Origin of the sequence: Myroides sp. N17-2, from assembly GCF_002286775.1 — a bacterium.
Lineage (GTDB): Bacteria > Bacteroidota > Bacteroidia > Flavobacteriales > Flavobacteriaceae > Flavobacterium.
The window spans coordinates 181406-195425 of sequence record NZ_NSGJ01000002.1 but is presented as its reverse complement, the minus strand read 5'-3'; the positions used below and the strand labels follow the sequence as shown (position 1 = coordinate 195425).

Annotated in this window: 12 protein-coding genes; 7 read left to right on the top strand and 5 right to left on the bottom strand. The window is 34.8% G+C overall.

What is annotated here, in order from left to right; all coding sequences use genetic code 11:
- Positions 1–108: 108 nt before the first annotated feature.
- The 3 genes from mscL to CF599_RS02095 all read right to left on the bottom strand — a co-directional run bounded on the left by mscL (position 109) and on the right by CF599_RS02095 (position 3462).
- Positions 109–549 (bottom strand): large conductance mechanosensitive channel protein MscL, encoded by a 441-nt coding sequence (gene mscL, locus CF599_RS02105; protein ID WP_121964388.1) that lies wholly within the window; start codon positions 547–549, stop codon positions 109–111.
- A 44-nt stretch (positions 550–593) separates the two neighbouring features.
- A complete protein-coding gene (locus CF599_RS02100) occupies positions 594–3038 on the bottom strand; it encodes a bifunctional UDP-N-acetylmuramoyl-tripeptide:D-alanyl-D-alanine ligase/alanine racemase (protein ID WP_121964387.1) in 2445 nt (814 codons plus the stop codon).
- Between the two features lie 64 nt (positions 3039–3102).
- Positions 3103–3462 (bottom strand): DsrE family protein, encoded by a 360-nt coding sequence (locus CF599_RS02095; protein ID WP_121964386.1) that lies wholly within the window; start codon positions 3460–3462, stop codon positions 3103–3105.
- A gap of 177 nt (positions 3463–3639) precedes the next feature.
- Here CF599_RS02095 and CF599_RS02090 point away from each other — a divergent pair, with 177 nt between their 5' ends.
- The 7 genes from CF599_RS02090 to CF599_RS02060 all read left to right on the top strand — a co-directional run bounded on the left by CF599_RS02090 (position 3640) and on the right by CF599_RS02060 (position 11022).
- The gene (locus CF599_RS02090; protein ID WP_121964385.1) at positions 3640–4200 is read left to right on the top strand and encodes a YeeE/YedE family protein; all 561 of its coding nucleotides are present in this window, start codon (positions 3640–3642) and stop codon (positions 4198–4200) included.
- 201 nt (positions 4201–4401) lie between these two features.
- The gene (locus CF599_RS02085; RefSeq protein WP_121964384.1) at positions 4402–4815 is read left to right on the top strand and encodes a DUF6691 family protein; all 414 of its coding nucleotides are present in this window, start codon (positions 4402–4404) and stop codon (positions 4813–4815) included.
- Positions 4816–4892: 77 nt separating this feature from the next.
- Positions 4893–5525 (top strand): Crp/Fnr family transcriptional regulator, encoded by a 633-nt coding sequence (locus tag CF599_RS02080; protein WP_121964383.1) that lies wholly within the window; start codon positions 4893–4895, stop codon positions 5523–5525.
- 8 nt (positions 5526–5533) lie between these two features.
- Positions 5534–6325, top strand: a complete 792-nt coding sequence (locus CF599_RS02075) for a sulfite exporter TauE/SafE family protein (RefSeq protein ID WP_121964382.1) — start codon at positions 5534–5536, stop codon at positions 6323–6325.
- A gap of 73 nt (positions 6326–6398) precedes the next feature.
- Positions 6399–7832 (top strand): rhodanese-like domain-containing protein, encoded by a 1434-nt coding sequence (locus CF599_RS02070; protein ID WP_121964381.1) that lies wholly within the window; start codon positions 6399–6401, stop codon positions 7830–7832.
- Between the two features lie 2 nt (positions 7833–7834).
- Positions 7835–8152 (top strand): thioredoxin, encoded by a 318-nt coding sequence (gene trxA / locus CF599_RS02065; protein WP_121964380.1) that lies wholly within the window; start codon positions 7835–7837, stop codon positions 8150–8152.
- A gap of 134 nt (positions 8153–8286) precedes the next feature.
- Complete coding sequence (locus CF599_RS02060) at positions 8287–11022, top strand: pitrilysin family protein (protein WP_121964379.1); 2736 nt, start codon at positions 8287–8289, stop codon at positions 11020–11022.
- 73 nt (positions 11023–11095) lie between these two features.
- On the opposite strand, the gene CF599_RS02055 is transcribed toward CF599_RS02060, so the two are convergent.
- Both CF599_RS02055 and lepA read right to left on the bottom strand, forming a co-directional pair.
- Entirely contained in the window at positions 11096–11911 is an 816-nt protein-coding gene (locus CF599_RS02055) for a hypothetical protein (protein ID WP_121964378.1), read from the bottom strand.
- A gap of 85 nt (positions 11912–11996) precedes the next feature.
- Entirely contained in the window at positions 11997–13793 is a 1797-nt protein-coding gene (lepA, locus tag CF599_RS02050; RefSeq protein ID WP_121964377.1) for a translation elongation factor 4, read from the bottom strand.
- Positions 13794–14020: the final 227 nt, after the last annotated feature.

The window sequence follows — 14020 nt, the reverse complement described above, 5'->3', positions numbered from 1 at the left end:
AAAATAATTTTAACAAATATAAAATACAAGAAACAAAAAAGCACGCCGTTATGGCGTGCTTTGATTAACAAGTTTATCTTAAAGACTTACATCTTTAAGCATCATACTTTATTGTTTCTTTAACAAATCTCTTATCTCTGCTAAAAGGTCTTCTTGTGTTGGAGCTGGTGGTCCTGCAGGAGCTTCTTCTACTACTACTTCTTCTTTCTTTCTTAATGTATTAACACCTTTTACTAAAAGGAATACACATAGAGCTAATAAAGTGAAGTTAATAATCTCCGTAATGAAACTACCATAAGCAAATACAACGTTTCCATCGATTCCTCTTGCTGCTGCAAGTGGTGCTCCGTCAGGTGCATCTCCTTTTAATACTAGATACATGTTGGTAAAATCTGGTGTACCGATAATAGCTGATACGATTGGCATAATAACATCGTTAACTACACTTGTTACAATCTTACCGAATGCTCCCCCGATGATTACCCCTACTGCAAGGTCCATTACATTCCCTTTAACAGCGAATTCTTTAAATTCTTTTACAAATCCCATAGTCTTTATTGTTTAAGTTTTGATTCGTTAAAAATATAACTTTTTTACTCTTCAAAAAAAATTCTTTTAACGCGAAGTGCAATACTTGTTAAAATCTCATATGGTATAGTATTTATTTTATCTGCTATTATAGTGACTGGCAAGTCCTTACCAAATATAATAACTTCATCATTTTCTTTACAATTTATATTTGTTACATTAATCATTAACATATCCATACATATAGAACCTGCTATCTCTGCTTTTTGCCCATTTACCAAGACGTAGCCTACCCCTGCGCCCCAAGAGCGATGTACGCCATCTGCATACCCGATAGGCACAGTTGCTATACGTGTTTTACCCTGTGCTCTGAACCTTCGACCATATCCTACACTGTCTGCATCATTTATTTCTTTTATCTGCATTATGCAAGTTTTAAGTGTGCTCACATTAGCCAATTGTTGCATTTCAGTCTTGTTATTTCCTACACCATATAGTCCAATACCAACCCTCACCATATCAAACTGATACTCTGTAAAGCTATATATGCCTGATGTGTTTAGAATATGTCTAATAGGACTAATCTCAAGTGCTTCAATTAATTTATCCGAATTATGTGTAAACATTTTCATCTGATCTAATGTAAAGTCAGTATATTCTGGCATATCACTAGATGATAAATGAGAAAATATAGACTTCACCTCTACTACATTAGTATGTCTTAATACATCTATTAACTCATCTAAATCAGCTGTTAGAAATCCATGTCTATGCATTCCTGTATCTAATTTGATGTGGATAGGATACTCATAGCAGTTGCGTTCTCTCGCAACTTTAAGAAATGCGTTTAACTCACGCACCGAATACACTTCAGGCTCTAAGTCATACGCTATCATAGCTGAGAAAGCATTAATCTCAGGATTCATCACGATGATCTTGGTATTCACGCCTGCCTTGCGCAACTCTATTCCTTCATCCGCAAAAGCCACACCTAAGTAGTCTACATTCTCATGAGCTAATAACTTCGCTATCTCATAACTTCCATTACCATAACCAAAAGCCTTGACCATTACCATAATCTTAGTTTCTGGTTTTAACTTAGAACGATAAAAGTTAAGATTGTGTCTCAGCGCAGTTAAATTCACTTCCAACACAGTCTCATGTGTCTTCTTCTCAAGCATAGTCACTATCCTATCAAACCTAAACCCACGAGCGCCTTTGACTAAGATAGTCTCCTCATTAAAATCATCTACAGTCACTTTCTGTAAGAACTCTTCTGTATCTTTATATAAATAAGTATTAGGCATCCCTATTAGATAATTACTGATATGCTCCCCTATACCAATAATACGTGTAATCTGATTAGCAACAAGCAATTCTCTTAGTTGAGCATATATTTCTTCCACTTCATAACCACTCTTAAACATATCTGATAGAATCACTGTCTTAGATTTATTTACTTTGTGTTTCTCTAAAAAATCAAGCGCAATAGACAGAGATTGATAGTCTGCATTATACGCATCATCTATTATGGTACAGTTGTTCACTCCATTCTTTACCTGCATACGAAGCTCTACAGGATAAAGCCCTCTCAACCTACTGGCTATTTTTTCAGTCGTATATCCTAGATAAATCATCGTACTAATACATGTCATAATATTTCGTACAGAAGTATCATCTGTAAAAGGTAGCTCTATAGTAGCTGACCTAGTCTGATTGACTGTAATAATTAAACTCGAATTACTAACTTGTCCATATACATTTGCACTAGCATCTGTCATACTCCATGTATAGACAGAAGTTACCGCAGAAATATATTTAAGCAGTAAAGGAGTCTGTTCGCAGATAACTACCTCAGCATCCTTAAACAACTTCATCTTCTCACTTACTTTCTCTTCTAAAGATGTAAACCCCTCACCGTGTTCATCTGTAATAGCAGTAAATATCCCAATAGACGGCTTCACTACATTCACTAACTTATCCATCTCTCCTACTGTAGATATACCTACTTCGAATATTCCAAGATTGTGCTTCTCCTCGATTCCGAAGATTGATAGTGGCACACCTGTCTGAGAGTTATAACTTTTAGGACTCTTAATAATCTTATAATCCTCACTAAGGAGATAGTTTAACCACTCTTTTACCACAGTCTTTCCTTTACTTCCCGTTATCCCAACAACGGATAAATCAAAACTGTCTCTGTGAAATGTAGCTGATTGTTGCAGTGCTTCTAATGTGTTTTCAACTTTAAAGAAAAATATACCTGGAATAGCAGAAACACGTTCTCCATCAGATATCACTATATATCTAACTCCCTTTGCTATCAATTCATCGATATAATTGTGTCCATCATGATTACCTCCTTTTAATGCAAAAAACAAGGTATGTTGATCATTTTGCAACGATCTACTATCTACGGATATATTTGTAATATCAATATATTCACTCTTGTTATTTCCTATAATATCTGCCTTTATAAAAGAACAGAATGCATCCGTATTAAATTTCATTCTTTCGCACTGTTTGATAGACAAAGATAAAGAGAGTTCACACTCTCTTTATCTATAAAAAATCTTAAAAATTACACTTGATGTAAGACCATCCTTCTTCTTGCTTCTCTATGATATAAACCAATCCTGACGGAACAAAACCAACATTCTCTATAATATCACTTTTCTCTATTTTACGAGCGTTAATCGTATTCTCACATGCAAAGAATTTGATTCCCTTTTGCATGACTACTTTCATTGGTTCGCCTACCATTGTTTTGCTTTTTCTAAGCATACCGATACCAGGTCCATGTACTACTACATGTATAGTTACATCTTCATTCCAGTGATTCTTCACATTAGATACATAAGTCATTAATGCGTTCTGTTCATTAATGTTGTCTGTGTTTAATTGAAATACAACGTTGTGTTTTGTATTTTTCATAAGGTTATCTATTTTTAAGTTTTGGGTTCCTTTTTAATGGTTCTATAAAACTACTAAAAACCGCCGAAAAGGGCTAACAAACTCCACTTTCTTTTTTTTGTATTATTGTATCCTAGGTTACATTTCTTCTCATTTATAATAGAGAACTTTGCCTTATCAAATTAAAAAAACGATACTATGGATTGGTTATATGGCCCTTGGCCTTGGTATGTAGGCGGACTGATTATTGCTACTACATTAATATTACTCTTATTAATGGGAAAATCATTTGGATTCTCTTCTAACCTCCGCACAATGTGCACGATGATGGGAGCTGGGAAAACCTGTGATTTCTTTTGTTTTAATTGGCGAGCGCAGACATGGAACTTGTTGTTCTTAGCAGGAACGATTGTCGGTGGATTTATTGCCTTTCACTATCTAAGCACAGATACAGCAGCCATTCCCTTAGGTCAGAACACGATAGATAAACTTCATGCACTAGGTATAAACAGCGCAGGACAAACCTATCTTCCAACTGAATTATTCTCTAACGAAACATTCAGTTCTCTTAAATCAATTGGTTTACTTTTATTAGCAGGATTCTTTGTGGGATTTGGCTCTAGGTATGCAGGAGGATGTACTTCAGGACATGCCATTAGTGGACTGAGTAACCTACAGTTGCCCTCACTTATCGCAGTTATTGGATTTTTTATTGGTGGATTGATTATGGTTCACTTGATATTTCCCTTATTGTTCTAAATATTGAGGTAAACACATAATTCATTCTACCTAATTCTAAGTGGTAACATACTGACGACATCATGCTAGCATCATGACTCCATTGATTATACTAAATTAATGGACTCACTATGGACTCATTATGGACTCACTATGGACTCACTCCGCAAAAAACAGCAATAAGACAAATAAGATTATCACAAATCAAAACAACGAATCACAATGAAAAAAATAGCATATTTACTAGTGGGAGTACTCTTCGGGATAGGGATGTTTAAATCTGGAGCTGCCTCATGGTTTCGCATCTATGAAATGTTCCAATTCGACAGTTTTCACATGTATGGTATCATGGGTACTGCCTTAACGATAGCAGTTATAGCAACCTATATTATCAAGAAAAAGAACATCAAAGACTGCTCTGGTAACCCAATTATATTTACTCCGAAAGAAAAAAGTGTACCCCGCTATCTAATCGGAGGAATCATCTTCGGACTCGGATGGGCATTAGGTGGAGCATGTCCTGGACCTATGTTCGCCCTATTCGGAGCAGGGTTCTTGCCTATACTCATTGCTATCACAGGAGCGCTCTTAGGTACATGGTGTTACGGACTAATCAAAAAATGGTTACCTCATTAATACCTAAATTCCCTAATAGATTCCAATACTTTTAATATCTTGCTTCAGTTATCAATAGCATCAATCTTAATTCTAATATGGAGCACATCATCAGGAACAAATATAACAATATTTTTGAAGAAAAATTGTTAGGTGAAATCATCGAAGTTTCTACTATTAAAAACTTTAAAGAAGGGGATGTGTTAATGGAAATAGGTGAATACATTAAGAAGATTCCTTTATTATTAGAAGGGGCTATTAAGATTATCAGAGAAGACCAAAAGGAAGGAGAGCTTGTACTCTACTTTATAGAGGAAGGAGATACATGCGCTATGACATTGACCTGCTGTCTAGGAGAGACTAAAAGTCAAGTGCGTTCTATAGCAGAACGCAATGGTACTGTCGTTATGATACCAGTGAGTAAAATGGACGAATGGTTAGTGAAGTATAAGAGTTGGAGAAACTTCGTACTAAACAGTTATAATAACCGTATGAACGAAATGCTGACAGCTATAGATAGTCTTGCTTTTATGAATATGGAAGAACGCCTGTGTAATCTTCTTCGAAATAAAGCAAAGATTTACAACAGCCGTTTTATTAATAATACCCATCAGGAACTAGCAGATGAGTTAAACACTTCTAGAGTAGTAATCTCAAGGATACTTAAAACCCTTGAGAATGAAGGGATCATACAGCTTAATAGAAAATATATAGAATTACTAAGACCGTAATAATACCTATGGATTACACAGCAATAATTGGTTACGGTCTCGCCTTACTCATAGGTATATCGCTAGGACTCATCGGCAGTGGGGGATCTATACTTACTGTCCCTATCCTAGTCTATATTATGAAAGTAGAGCCCTTTGTCGCTACCGCCTATTCTCTATTTATAGTTGGGTCTACCTCTTTAGTAGGAGGAATTAAGAACTATATCGACAAGAAAGTAGATGTAAAAGCAGTCGCTCTCTTTGGGATACCATCAGTGATTACGGTTTACATCACACGAGCATTCTTACTACCATTAGTTCCTGATGTAATAACTATTGGTGAGTGGGGATTAGATAAAAATATAGCATTGATGATCTTATTTGCATTAGTGATGTTCACATCAGCAACTAAGATGATCAGGCCAAAACCTCAACAAGAAATACAAGACAACAAACCTGCGTTATCAGGATTATTTGTTCAAGGTATTTTAATAGGTTTACTAGCAGGTACAGTAGGTGCTGGAGGAGGTTTTTTAATCATTCCTGCCTTAGTGTTATTTGCTAATATGCCGATGAGAGAAGCAGTAGGAACCTCACTATGCATCATTGCTATACAGTCATTAATAGGTTTTTTAGGTGACTTAGGACATACTGATATAGACTGGAATATGTTATTAATCTTCAGCAGCATATCAATCATTGGGATATTTATAGGTATCTACCTTACTAAGTTTGTCCCTGATAAAAACTTAAAAAAAGGCTTTGGTTATTTCGTATTAACTATGGCTATATACATACTTGTAAAAGAAGTGTTTTTATAGTTTGTAACCCAAGTTACAGTTTAATTAAAAACATATTAATACTTTTACTACTAACAAAGAAATAAACGACAATATGAAAATAGAACAAATATACACAGGATGCTTAGCTCAGGGAGCCTACTATATAGAAAGTAATGGAGAGGTAGCTATAATCGACCCACTAAGAGAGGTACAACCATATATAGACAGAGCTACTAAAGATGGAGCAAGTATTAAGTATATCTTCGAAACTCACTTCCATGCTGACTTTGTAAGTGGACACGTGACTTTAGCAGAGAAGACTAATGCTCCTATCATATATGGTCCTAATGCTAATCCAACATTTAAGGCACATATTGCTACTGATGGAGAAGTATTCAAATTAGGTAATATCACGATTACAGCTTTACATACTCCAGGGCATACAATGGAGAGTACTACTTATCTATTAAAAGATGAGAATGGGAAAGACCATGCTATCTTTAGTGGAGATACACTATTCTTAGGTGATGTAGGACGTCCTGACTTAGCTCAAAAAGCAGCTAGTTTAACACAAGAACAATTAGCAGGTATGTTATACAATAGTTTACGCACGAAGATTATGCCTCTAGCAGATGACGTTATCGTATATCCAGCACATGGTGCAGGATCTGCATGTGGTAAGAATTTAAGCAAAGAGACTGTCGGTACATTAGGTGAACAAAAACAAACTAACTATGCGCTACGTGCAGATATGACAGAAGCAGAATTTGTAGCTGAAGTAACTGATGGTTTATTACCTCCTCCTGCTTATTTCCCTCTTAATGTAAAACTTAATAAAGAAGGATACGAAAATGTAGAAACTATCATTAACAATAATAAAGAATTATCTCCTAAAGAGTTTCAAGCTTTAGCAGAGGAGTCAGGAGCACTAGTGCTAGATGTACGCCCAGGAGGAGACTTCGCTAGCGGACATATACCAGGTTCCATTTTCATTGGCCTTAGTGGACAATTCGCTCCATGGGTAGGTGCGCTAATTACAGACATTAAACAGCCTATACTTATCATTGCCCCTGAAGGAAGTGAAGAAGAAGCTATCATCAGACTATCACGTGTAGGGTATGATAATACTTTAGGTTACCTAAAAGGAGGTTTTGCTTCTTGGAAAACAGAAGGTTTCGAATATGATACTGTACAACAAGTAACTGCAGAGGAATTAAAAAATAAATTAACTACTGAAGATATTAAAGTAGTAGATGTACGTAAACCAGGTGAATACAACGCTGCTCATATTGATTATAAAGACTTAACACATGCTCCTTTAGATTATATCAATGATAATTATAAAGATTATCCTGCAGACGAAAAGTTCTTTATTCACTGTGCTGGTGGATATCGTTCACTAATCGCCGCATCTATTCTGAAAGCTAGAGGATATCACAATATGATAGATGTAATCGGAGGTTTTGGAGCTATAAAGAATACTGGTATTGCACTAACTGAAGCATCTTGTACTTCTACATGCAGTAGTACAACTAAAACAAACTAATAATGGGAAACTTTCAAGAGTTAATTGACAGAGATCAACTGACTTTAGTTGATTTCTTTGCTACATGGTGTGGTCCTTGTCAGATGTTAGCCCCTGTACTAGAAGAAGTAAAAAAAGAGCTACAAGATCAAATCTCTATTATAAAAATAGATGTGGATAAGAATACCGCTCTTACTACTCAGTATAGTACACAGTATCAGATGAGAGGTGTGCCGACATTGATGTTATTTAGAAAAGGTAAACTACTATGGCGCCAATCAGGTTATATGGACAAGCAAACCTTGTTAAAACATATCGAACAGAATAAAAATAATTACTAATATCATAGCTACTCTCATTAGGGTAGCTATTTTTTTATATCAATATTCAAATATTTATATGTCATTAAATATCAGTCTACTAATTATCTAATAAATTTATTTATATTTAGCTAATTAACCTAAAAAACTGATTTATGAAAAGAATAGTGTATACGCTTTTGTTTGCATTAACAATAAGCGCTGCAGATTACTCTTATGCTCAACAGAAGGAAAAACCAACTTTCGTAACTTCTGTTGAAGATATTAAAGAATACAAATTATCAAATGGACTAAAAGTACTGTTACTTCCTGATGCTACTCAAAGTAATCTAATCGTAAACATCGTTTATAACGTAGGTTCTAAACATGAAGGATACGGCGAAAAAGGTATGGCACACTTACTAGAGCACATGCTATTTAAAAGTACAAAGAACCTTGGAGACATTAAGAAAATGTTATCTGATAAAGGTGGACGTGCTCAAGGGACAACATGGTATGACCGAACTAACTACTATGAAATATTTGCTTCTACAGACGAAAACTTAGCTTGGGCTTTACAGATGGAAGCAGATCGTATGATCAATGCTACTATCTTACAAGAAGATTTAGATAAGGAATTTTCTGTTGTAAGAAATGAGTTTGAAATAGGAGAAAACAATCCTACTAGAGTATTAATGGAGAGAACTATTAATACGGCTTACTTATGGCATAACTATGGATTAAGCACCATTGGCTCTAAAGAAGATATTGAACGCGTTAAAACGCCTCAATTAAGACGATTCTATGAAAAGTATTACCAACCTGACAACGCTACTCTAGTTATTGCTGGTAAATTTGATGAAGCTAAAGCTTTAAAATATGTTGAAGATTACTTCTCTGTTATTGCTAAACCTAAACGTGTATTAGACGAAATATTTACTGTAGAACCTGCTCAAGATGGTGAAAAGTTAGTAGAAGTTAAGCGTGCTGGAGATTCACAACATATAAATATCTTATATCACACAGCTTCTTTTGCGGATAAAGACTATGCTGCATTGAGTGCCTTAGAGTCAATATTAAACAATGACCCATCGGGATACTTATACAAAGAATTAGTAGAGACAAAGAAAGTATCAAGCTTATGGGCATTTAATCCCACAGTTAGAGATGCAGGGTTTGTTTTATTTAACTTCGATGTTCCAAATGACAAAAATCTAGAAGCAACACTTAAAGATGTAAAAGTGGCTTTAGCTAAAATAGGTGATATTAAGTATACACAAGAAGACCTAGACAGAGCTAAAACTAATATTCTTAAAGGCTTAGAGAATATTAAAAATAACACGATTAGTTACACAATTAACCTAACAGAGATAATAGGTGCAGGTGACTACCGTCTAGCTAATTTATATAGAGATAATATAGAAAACCTAAAATTAGAGGACATCAATAGAGTCGCTAAAAAATACTTTAGAGATAATAATCGTACTGTCGGTCTATTTATTCCTACTAAAGACGAAGTGAGAGTTAAAGCAGAGGAGATTCAGAATAAAGACATCAAAGCTTTAGTTGAAAATTATAAAGGAAGAGAGGCTACAGCAGAACTAAGACCTTTCGAAGCTACTATTGCTAATATTCAAAAGAACTATTCGACTAACAAATTAAAGAATGGTTTTAAATATGGAGTAATAGATAAAGATATCAAAGGTGAAAAAGTGATAGTGAGTATCACATTACCAGTTGGTAATCAGAAAGACTTATTGAACAAACAATATATCGGAGAATTTACAGCTGACTTACTAACAGCAGGTACAAAGACCATGACTAAACAACAGATCAAAGACAAATTAGATCAATTGAAGTCTTCTGTAAGTGTGCGTTTTGGCGGTCAAACTTTTTTCATTACAGTATCAGCGTACAGAAACAGTATAGATGAAACGATGACTATCTTAAAAGATATATTAACTAACCCAGTATTTCCTGAAACAGAATTAGAAAAACTTAAATTAGAGACTGTAACTGGTATAGAAGCTCAGCTTAGTGATCCTCAAACAATAGCTTTCACTAAAATATCTCAGATAACTTCTAAAGAAGAAAAAGGAAGTATCTTCTATACACCTTCTCCACAAGAAGATATAGCAGGATATAAGAATGTGAAAGTTAATGAGATTAAAGATTTCTATAAAGCATTCTTTGGTGTAAACAATGGAGTTGCTACAGTTATAGGTATGAATAATACAGAAGCAGTAAACAAATTATTTGAAGGTACTTTCAGTAACTTTACTAGTTCTTCAAAGTATGAAAAAGCTTTTCCTAACTATGTAGAAACGAAATTAGAGAAACAAACTTTCGAAACTCCAGATAAAGAGAATGCTGTAGCTATAGGTAAAGTTGGTTTCAAGATGAACAAAACTAACCCTGACTATGCAGCTTTAGTATTTGCTAATGAAGTAATGGGTGGAGGATTTATGACTGCACGTATTCCTCAACGTTTACGTGAGAAAGAAGGTATTAGTTATGGTGCAGGATCTTCACTAAGCGTACCTAATGACCCTAAGAGAGAAGATTCAGCTTGGATGATTTATGCATTTATGAATCCTACTAAACGTGCAGATGTAGAGAAAGCTATTAATGACGAGTTTACTAAATTAGTCGCTAATGGAATCACAGAAGAAGAGCTGAAAGCAAATAAGACTGCTTGGAAAAGTACTAGACAAACAAATCTAGGACTTGACAATTACCTTATTGGATTATCTTCATCATTCTTATTATATGATATTCCATTTACAGATTATGATAAGTTAGATGCTGAAATAGAAAAACTAAGTATCAAACAAGTTAATGATGCTGCTAAGAAGTATTTACAACCTTCTAAGTTCACTACTATTTATGCTGGTGACTTCACCAAGAAATAATCAATAGTATATAAACTAGAAACGCCCATTGAGACTCAATGGGCGTTTTTTTATTATTTATAGATCAATTCTACTAGCAACTAAAATCAACCGATACAGTTCCTGCTAAATAGATAAAATACTGAGCACCTTTAGACAAATAAACCTCTACAGTCTGCATCTCATATTCTGGTGATGTATCAAACACAAAGTCAAGATTCCCATCTCCATCTAAGTCTCCAACAAACAAAAGTTTGACAAAAGTCTCATTAAAACTAGGGATATCTAAGATTAATTGTTCTGCTTCTCCATTAACAGTTAGATACAGTTTATAGTTTTTAAATTTCTTAAACACCTTTTCTTTAGGGCTTTCATCGTCTGTATATTTATATGAATCTACCACTTTACCCTCAGATCTTAAAATATACTGCTTACCATTAAACAAGTATTCTTGTGGACTCTCTGGCCATAGTGGTTGGTCTTTTATATTTAAAGCTGTCTTGGTTCCTTTCTTTATCAAGTTATTAGGTCCTAAGAAAAAGACAGGCTCTATTGGTCCTGTTGAGAAGATACCTATCTGTTCACTCTCTGTACACTCATTAGTTTGTTCACTAATTGCATAGTCAGCCTTTAATACTTGAAACAATCCTTTCTTCTCTTCAAATGCAAGCCATTTATCATTTACTTTATCAAGATCAGCTTGGTGAAAGTCTTTGTCATAATACCTTGGAAGAAGTATATCTAACACTAAGTTCTCCTCCTTTCCATATATTGTTAATATCGGCTTTTCTTCCTCTACCTCTTCAGCTACTTCTGTAGTGGTAGTTGGTTGTGTTACTTCTACTTCTTTTTTATCATCCTTACATCCTATGAATACAAGTAAGGTAAATAATAACAGTGTTCTTTTCATTTGATTTTATAAGTATTAGTGGTTTTTAGTCAAAAAAAAAGACTACCAAAATTGATAGTCTTTTCATTAAATATGTTTGAACTGTTTAGTCATTCAACTTTAATACAGCCATAAATGCTTCTTGTGGAATCTCTACGTTTCCAACTTGACGCATACGCTTCTTACCTGCTTTTTGTTTTTCAAGTAATTTACGTTTACGAGAGATATCCCCTCCATAACATTTAGCAGTTACATCTTTACGCAGTGCTTTTACTGTTTCACGAGCAATTACCTTCACTCCGATAGCTGCCTGAATAGGAATATCAAACTGTTGACGTGGGATTAATTCTTTTAACTTCTCACACATCTTCTTACCGATATGGTAAGCGTTGTCAGCGTGCATTAATGCAGATAACGCATCCACTACGTTAGCATTAAGCATTACATCGACTCTAACAAGGTTAGATGTACGCATACCGATAGGTGAGTAATCAAAAGATGCATATCCTTTAGATACTGTTTTTAATCTATCATAGAAGTCAAAAACAATCTCTGCTAGTGGCATATCAAATGTCAACTCTACTCTACTCTCTGTAAGGTATGTTTGGTTTGTAATAATACCACGTTTATCAATACACAGACTCATTACTTGCCCAACGAAGTCAGCTTTAGTAATGATCGTAGCTTTAATATATGGTTCTTCTACTCTTTCTAATTTAGAAGGTTCAGGTAAATCTGAAGGGTTATTAACGATAATACCTTTCTCTGGTTCTTTCTTAGTATAAGCTAAGTACGACACGTTAGGTACAGTAGTAATAACAGTCATATTAAACTCACGCTCTAAACGCTCTTGGATAATCTCCATGTGTAACATTCCTAAGAATCCACAACGGAAACCAAACCCTAATGCAGCAGAACTCTCAGCAGCAAATACTAATGAAGCATCGTTAAGCTGTAGTTTCTCCATTGAGTTACGCAACTCTTCGTAATCTTCTGTATCCACTGGGTAAATACCTGCGAATACCATTGGTTTAACGTTCTCAAACCCAGAGATCATATTTTGAGTAGGTGTTTTAGCATCCGTTAAAGTATCTCCTACCTTTACTTCTTTTGCCTCTTTAATACCAGATATTAGGTAACCTACGTCTCCTGTTTTAATCTCTTGTTTAGGAACTTGGTTAAGTTTAAGCGTACCGATCTCATCAGCGTGATACTCATTGTTCGTAGCCATAAACTTAATCTTCTGTCCTTTCTTAATAGAACCATTAATAACACGGAAGATTACTTCAATACCACGGAATGGGTTGTATACAGAGTCAAAGATTAGTGCCTGTAATGGCTCTTCAGGATCTCCTTTAGGAGCTGGTACTCTTTCTATAATAGCCGCTAATATATCCTCTACTCCTAATCCTGTTTTACCAGATGCAGGAATAATCTCTTCATATTCACATCCTAATAAATCAACGATATCATCACTTACTTCTTCTGGATTAGCACTTGGTAAGTCAACCTTATTTAATACAGGGATAATAGTCAAATCATTCTCTAGCGCTAAGTATAGGTTAGAAATAGTCTGCGCTTGAATACTCTGAGCTGCATCTACGATCAATAACGCACCTTCACACGCTGCAATAGACCTAGAAACTTCATAAGAAAAGTCTACGTGCCCTGGGGTATCGATTAAGTTAAGTATATATTGTTCTCCTTTATATGTATATTCCATTTGGATCGCGTGAGATTTAATAGTAATCCCTCTCTCGCGCTCTAAGTCCATACTATCTAAAAGTTGAGCTTGTTGTTCACGTGCTGTAACAGTCTGTGTAGCATCTAGTAATCTATCCGCTAAAGTACTTTTACCGTGGTCAATATGAGCAATAATACAAAAGTTTCTAATGTTCTTCATCTTCGTTAAATCAAAGTTATAATTACGTGCACACGCCCATTAGAAGCATTGAAATGACATTCAATAATCGTGTAACCTCTATTATAAGACTTTTATTCTCTTCTATTTAAAACAGAATAAGCCTATATTTTGCAAATATACTTTAAAGTTTCAATTTTTACTGATTTTTTTGAGCATTAGAATGCCCCTTTCATAAAGAAAGAAACTTATCATATCCTATTGCTAAC

Coding starts and splice junctions, on each gene's coding strand:
- lepA (WP_121964377.1), bottom strand. CDS start 13,793: ATGAAGAACATTAGAAACTTTTGTATTATTGCTCATATTGACCACGGT.
- CF599_RS02060 (WP_121964379.1), top strand. CDS start 8,287: ATGAAAAGAATAGTGTATACGCTTTTGTTTGCATTAACAATAAGCGCT.
- CF599_RS02095 (WP_121964386.1), bottom strand. CDS start 3,462: ATGAAAAATACAAAACACAACGTTGTATTTCAATTAAACACAGACAAC.
- CF599_RS02090 (WP_121964385.1), top strand. CDS start 3,640: ATGGATTGGTTATATGGCCCTTGGCCTTGGTATGTAGGCGGACTGATT.
- CF599_RS02075 (WP_121964382.1), top strand. CDS start 5,534: ATGGATTACACAGCAATAATTGGTTACGGTCTCGCCTTACTCATAGGT.
- CF599_RS02080 (WP_121964383.1), top strand. CDS start 4,893: ATGGAGCACATCATCAGGAACAAATATAACAATATTTTTGAAGAAAAA.
- mscL (WP_121964388.1), bottom strand. CDS start 549: ATGGGATTTGTAAAAGAATTTAAAGAATTCGCTGTTAAAGGGAATGTA.
- trxA (WP_121964380.1), top strand. CDS start 7,835: ATGGGAAACTTTCAAGAGTTAATTGACAGAGATCAACTGACTTTAGTT.
- CF599_RS02085 (WP_121964384.1), top strand. CDS start 4,402: ATGAAAAAAATAGCATATTTACTAGTGGGAGTACTCTTCGGGATAGGG.
- CF599_RS02070 (WP_121964381.1), top strand. CDS start 6,399: ATGAAAATAGAACAAATATACACAGGATGCTTAGCTCAGGGAGCCTAC.
- CF599_RS02100 (WP_121964387.1), bottom strand. CDS start 3,038: ATGAAATTTAATACGGATGCATTCTGTTCTTTTATAAAGGCAGATATT.
- CF599_RS02055 (WP_121964378.1), bottom strand. CDS start 11,911: ATGAAAAGAACACTGTTATTATTTACCTTACTTGTATTCATAGGATGT.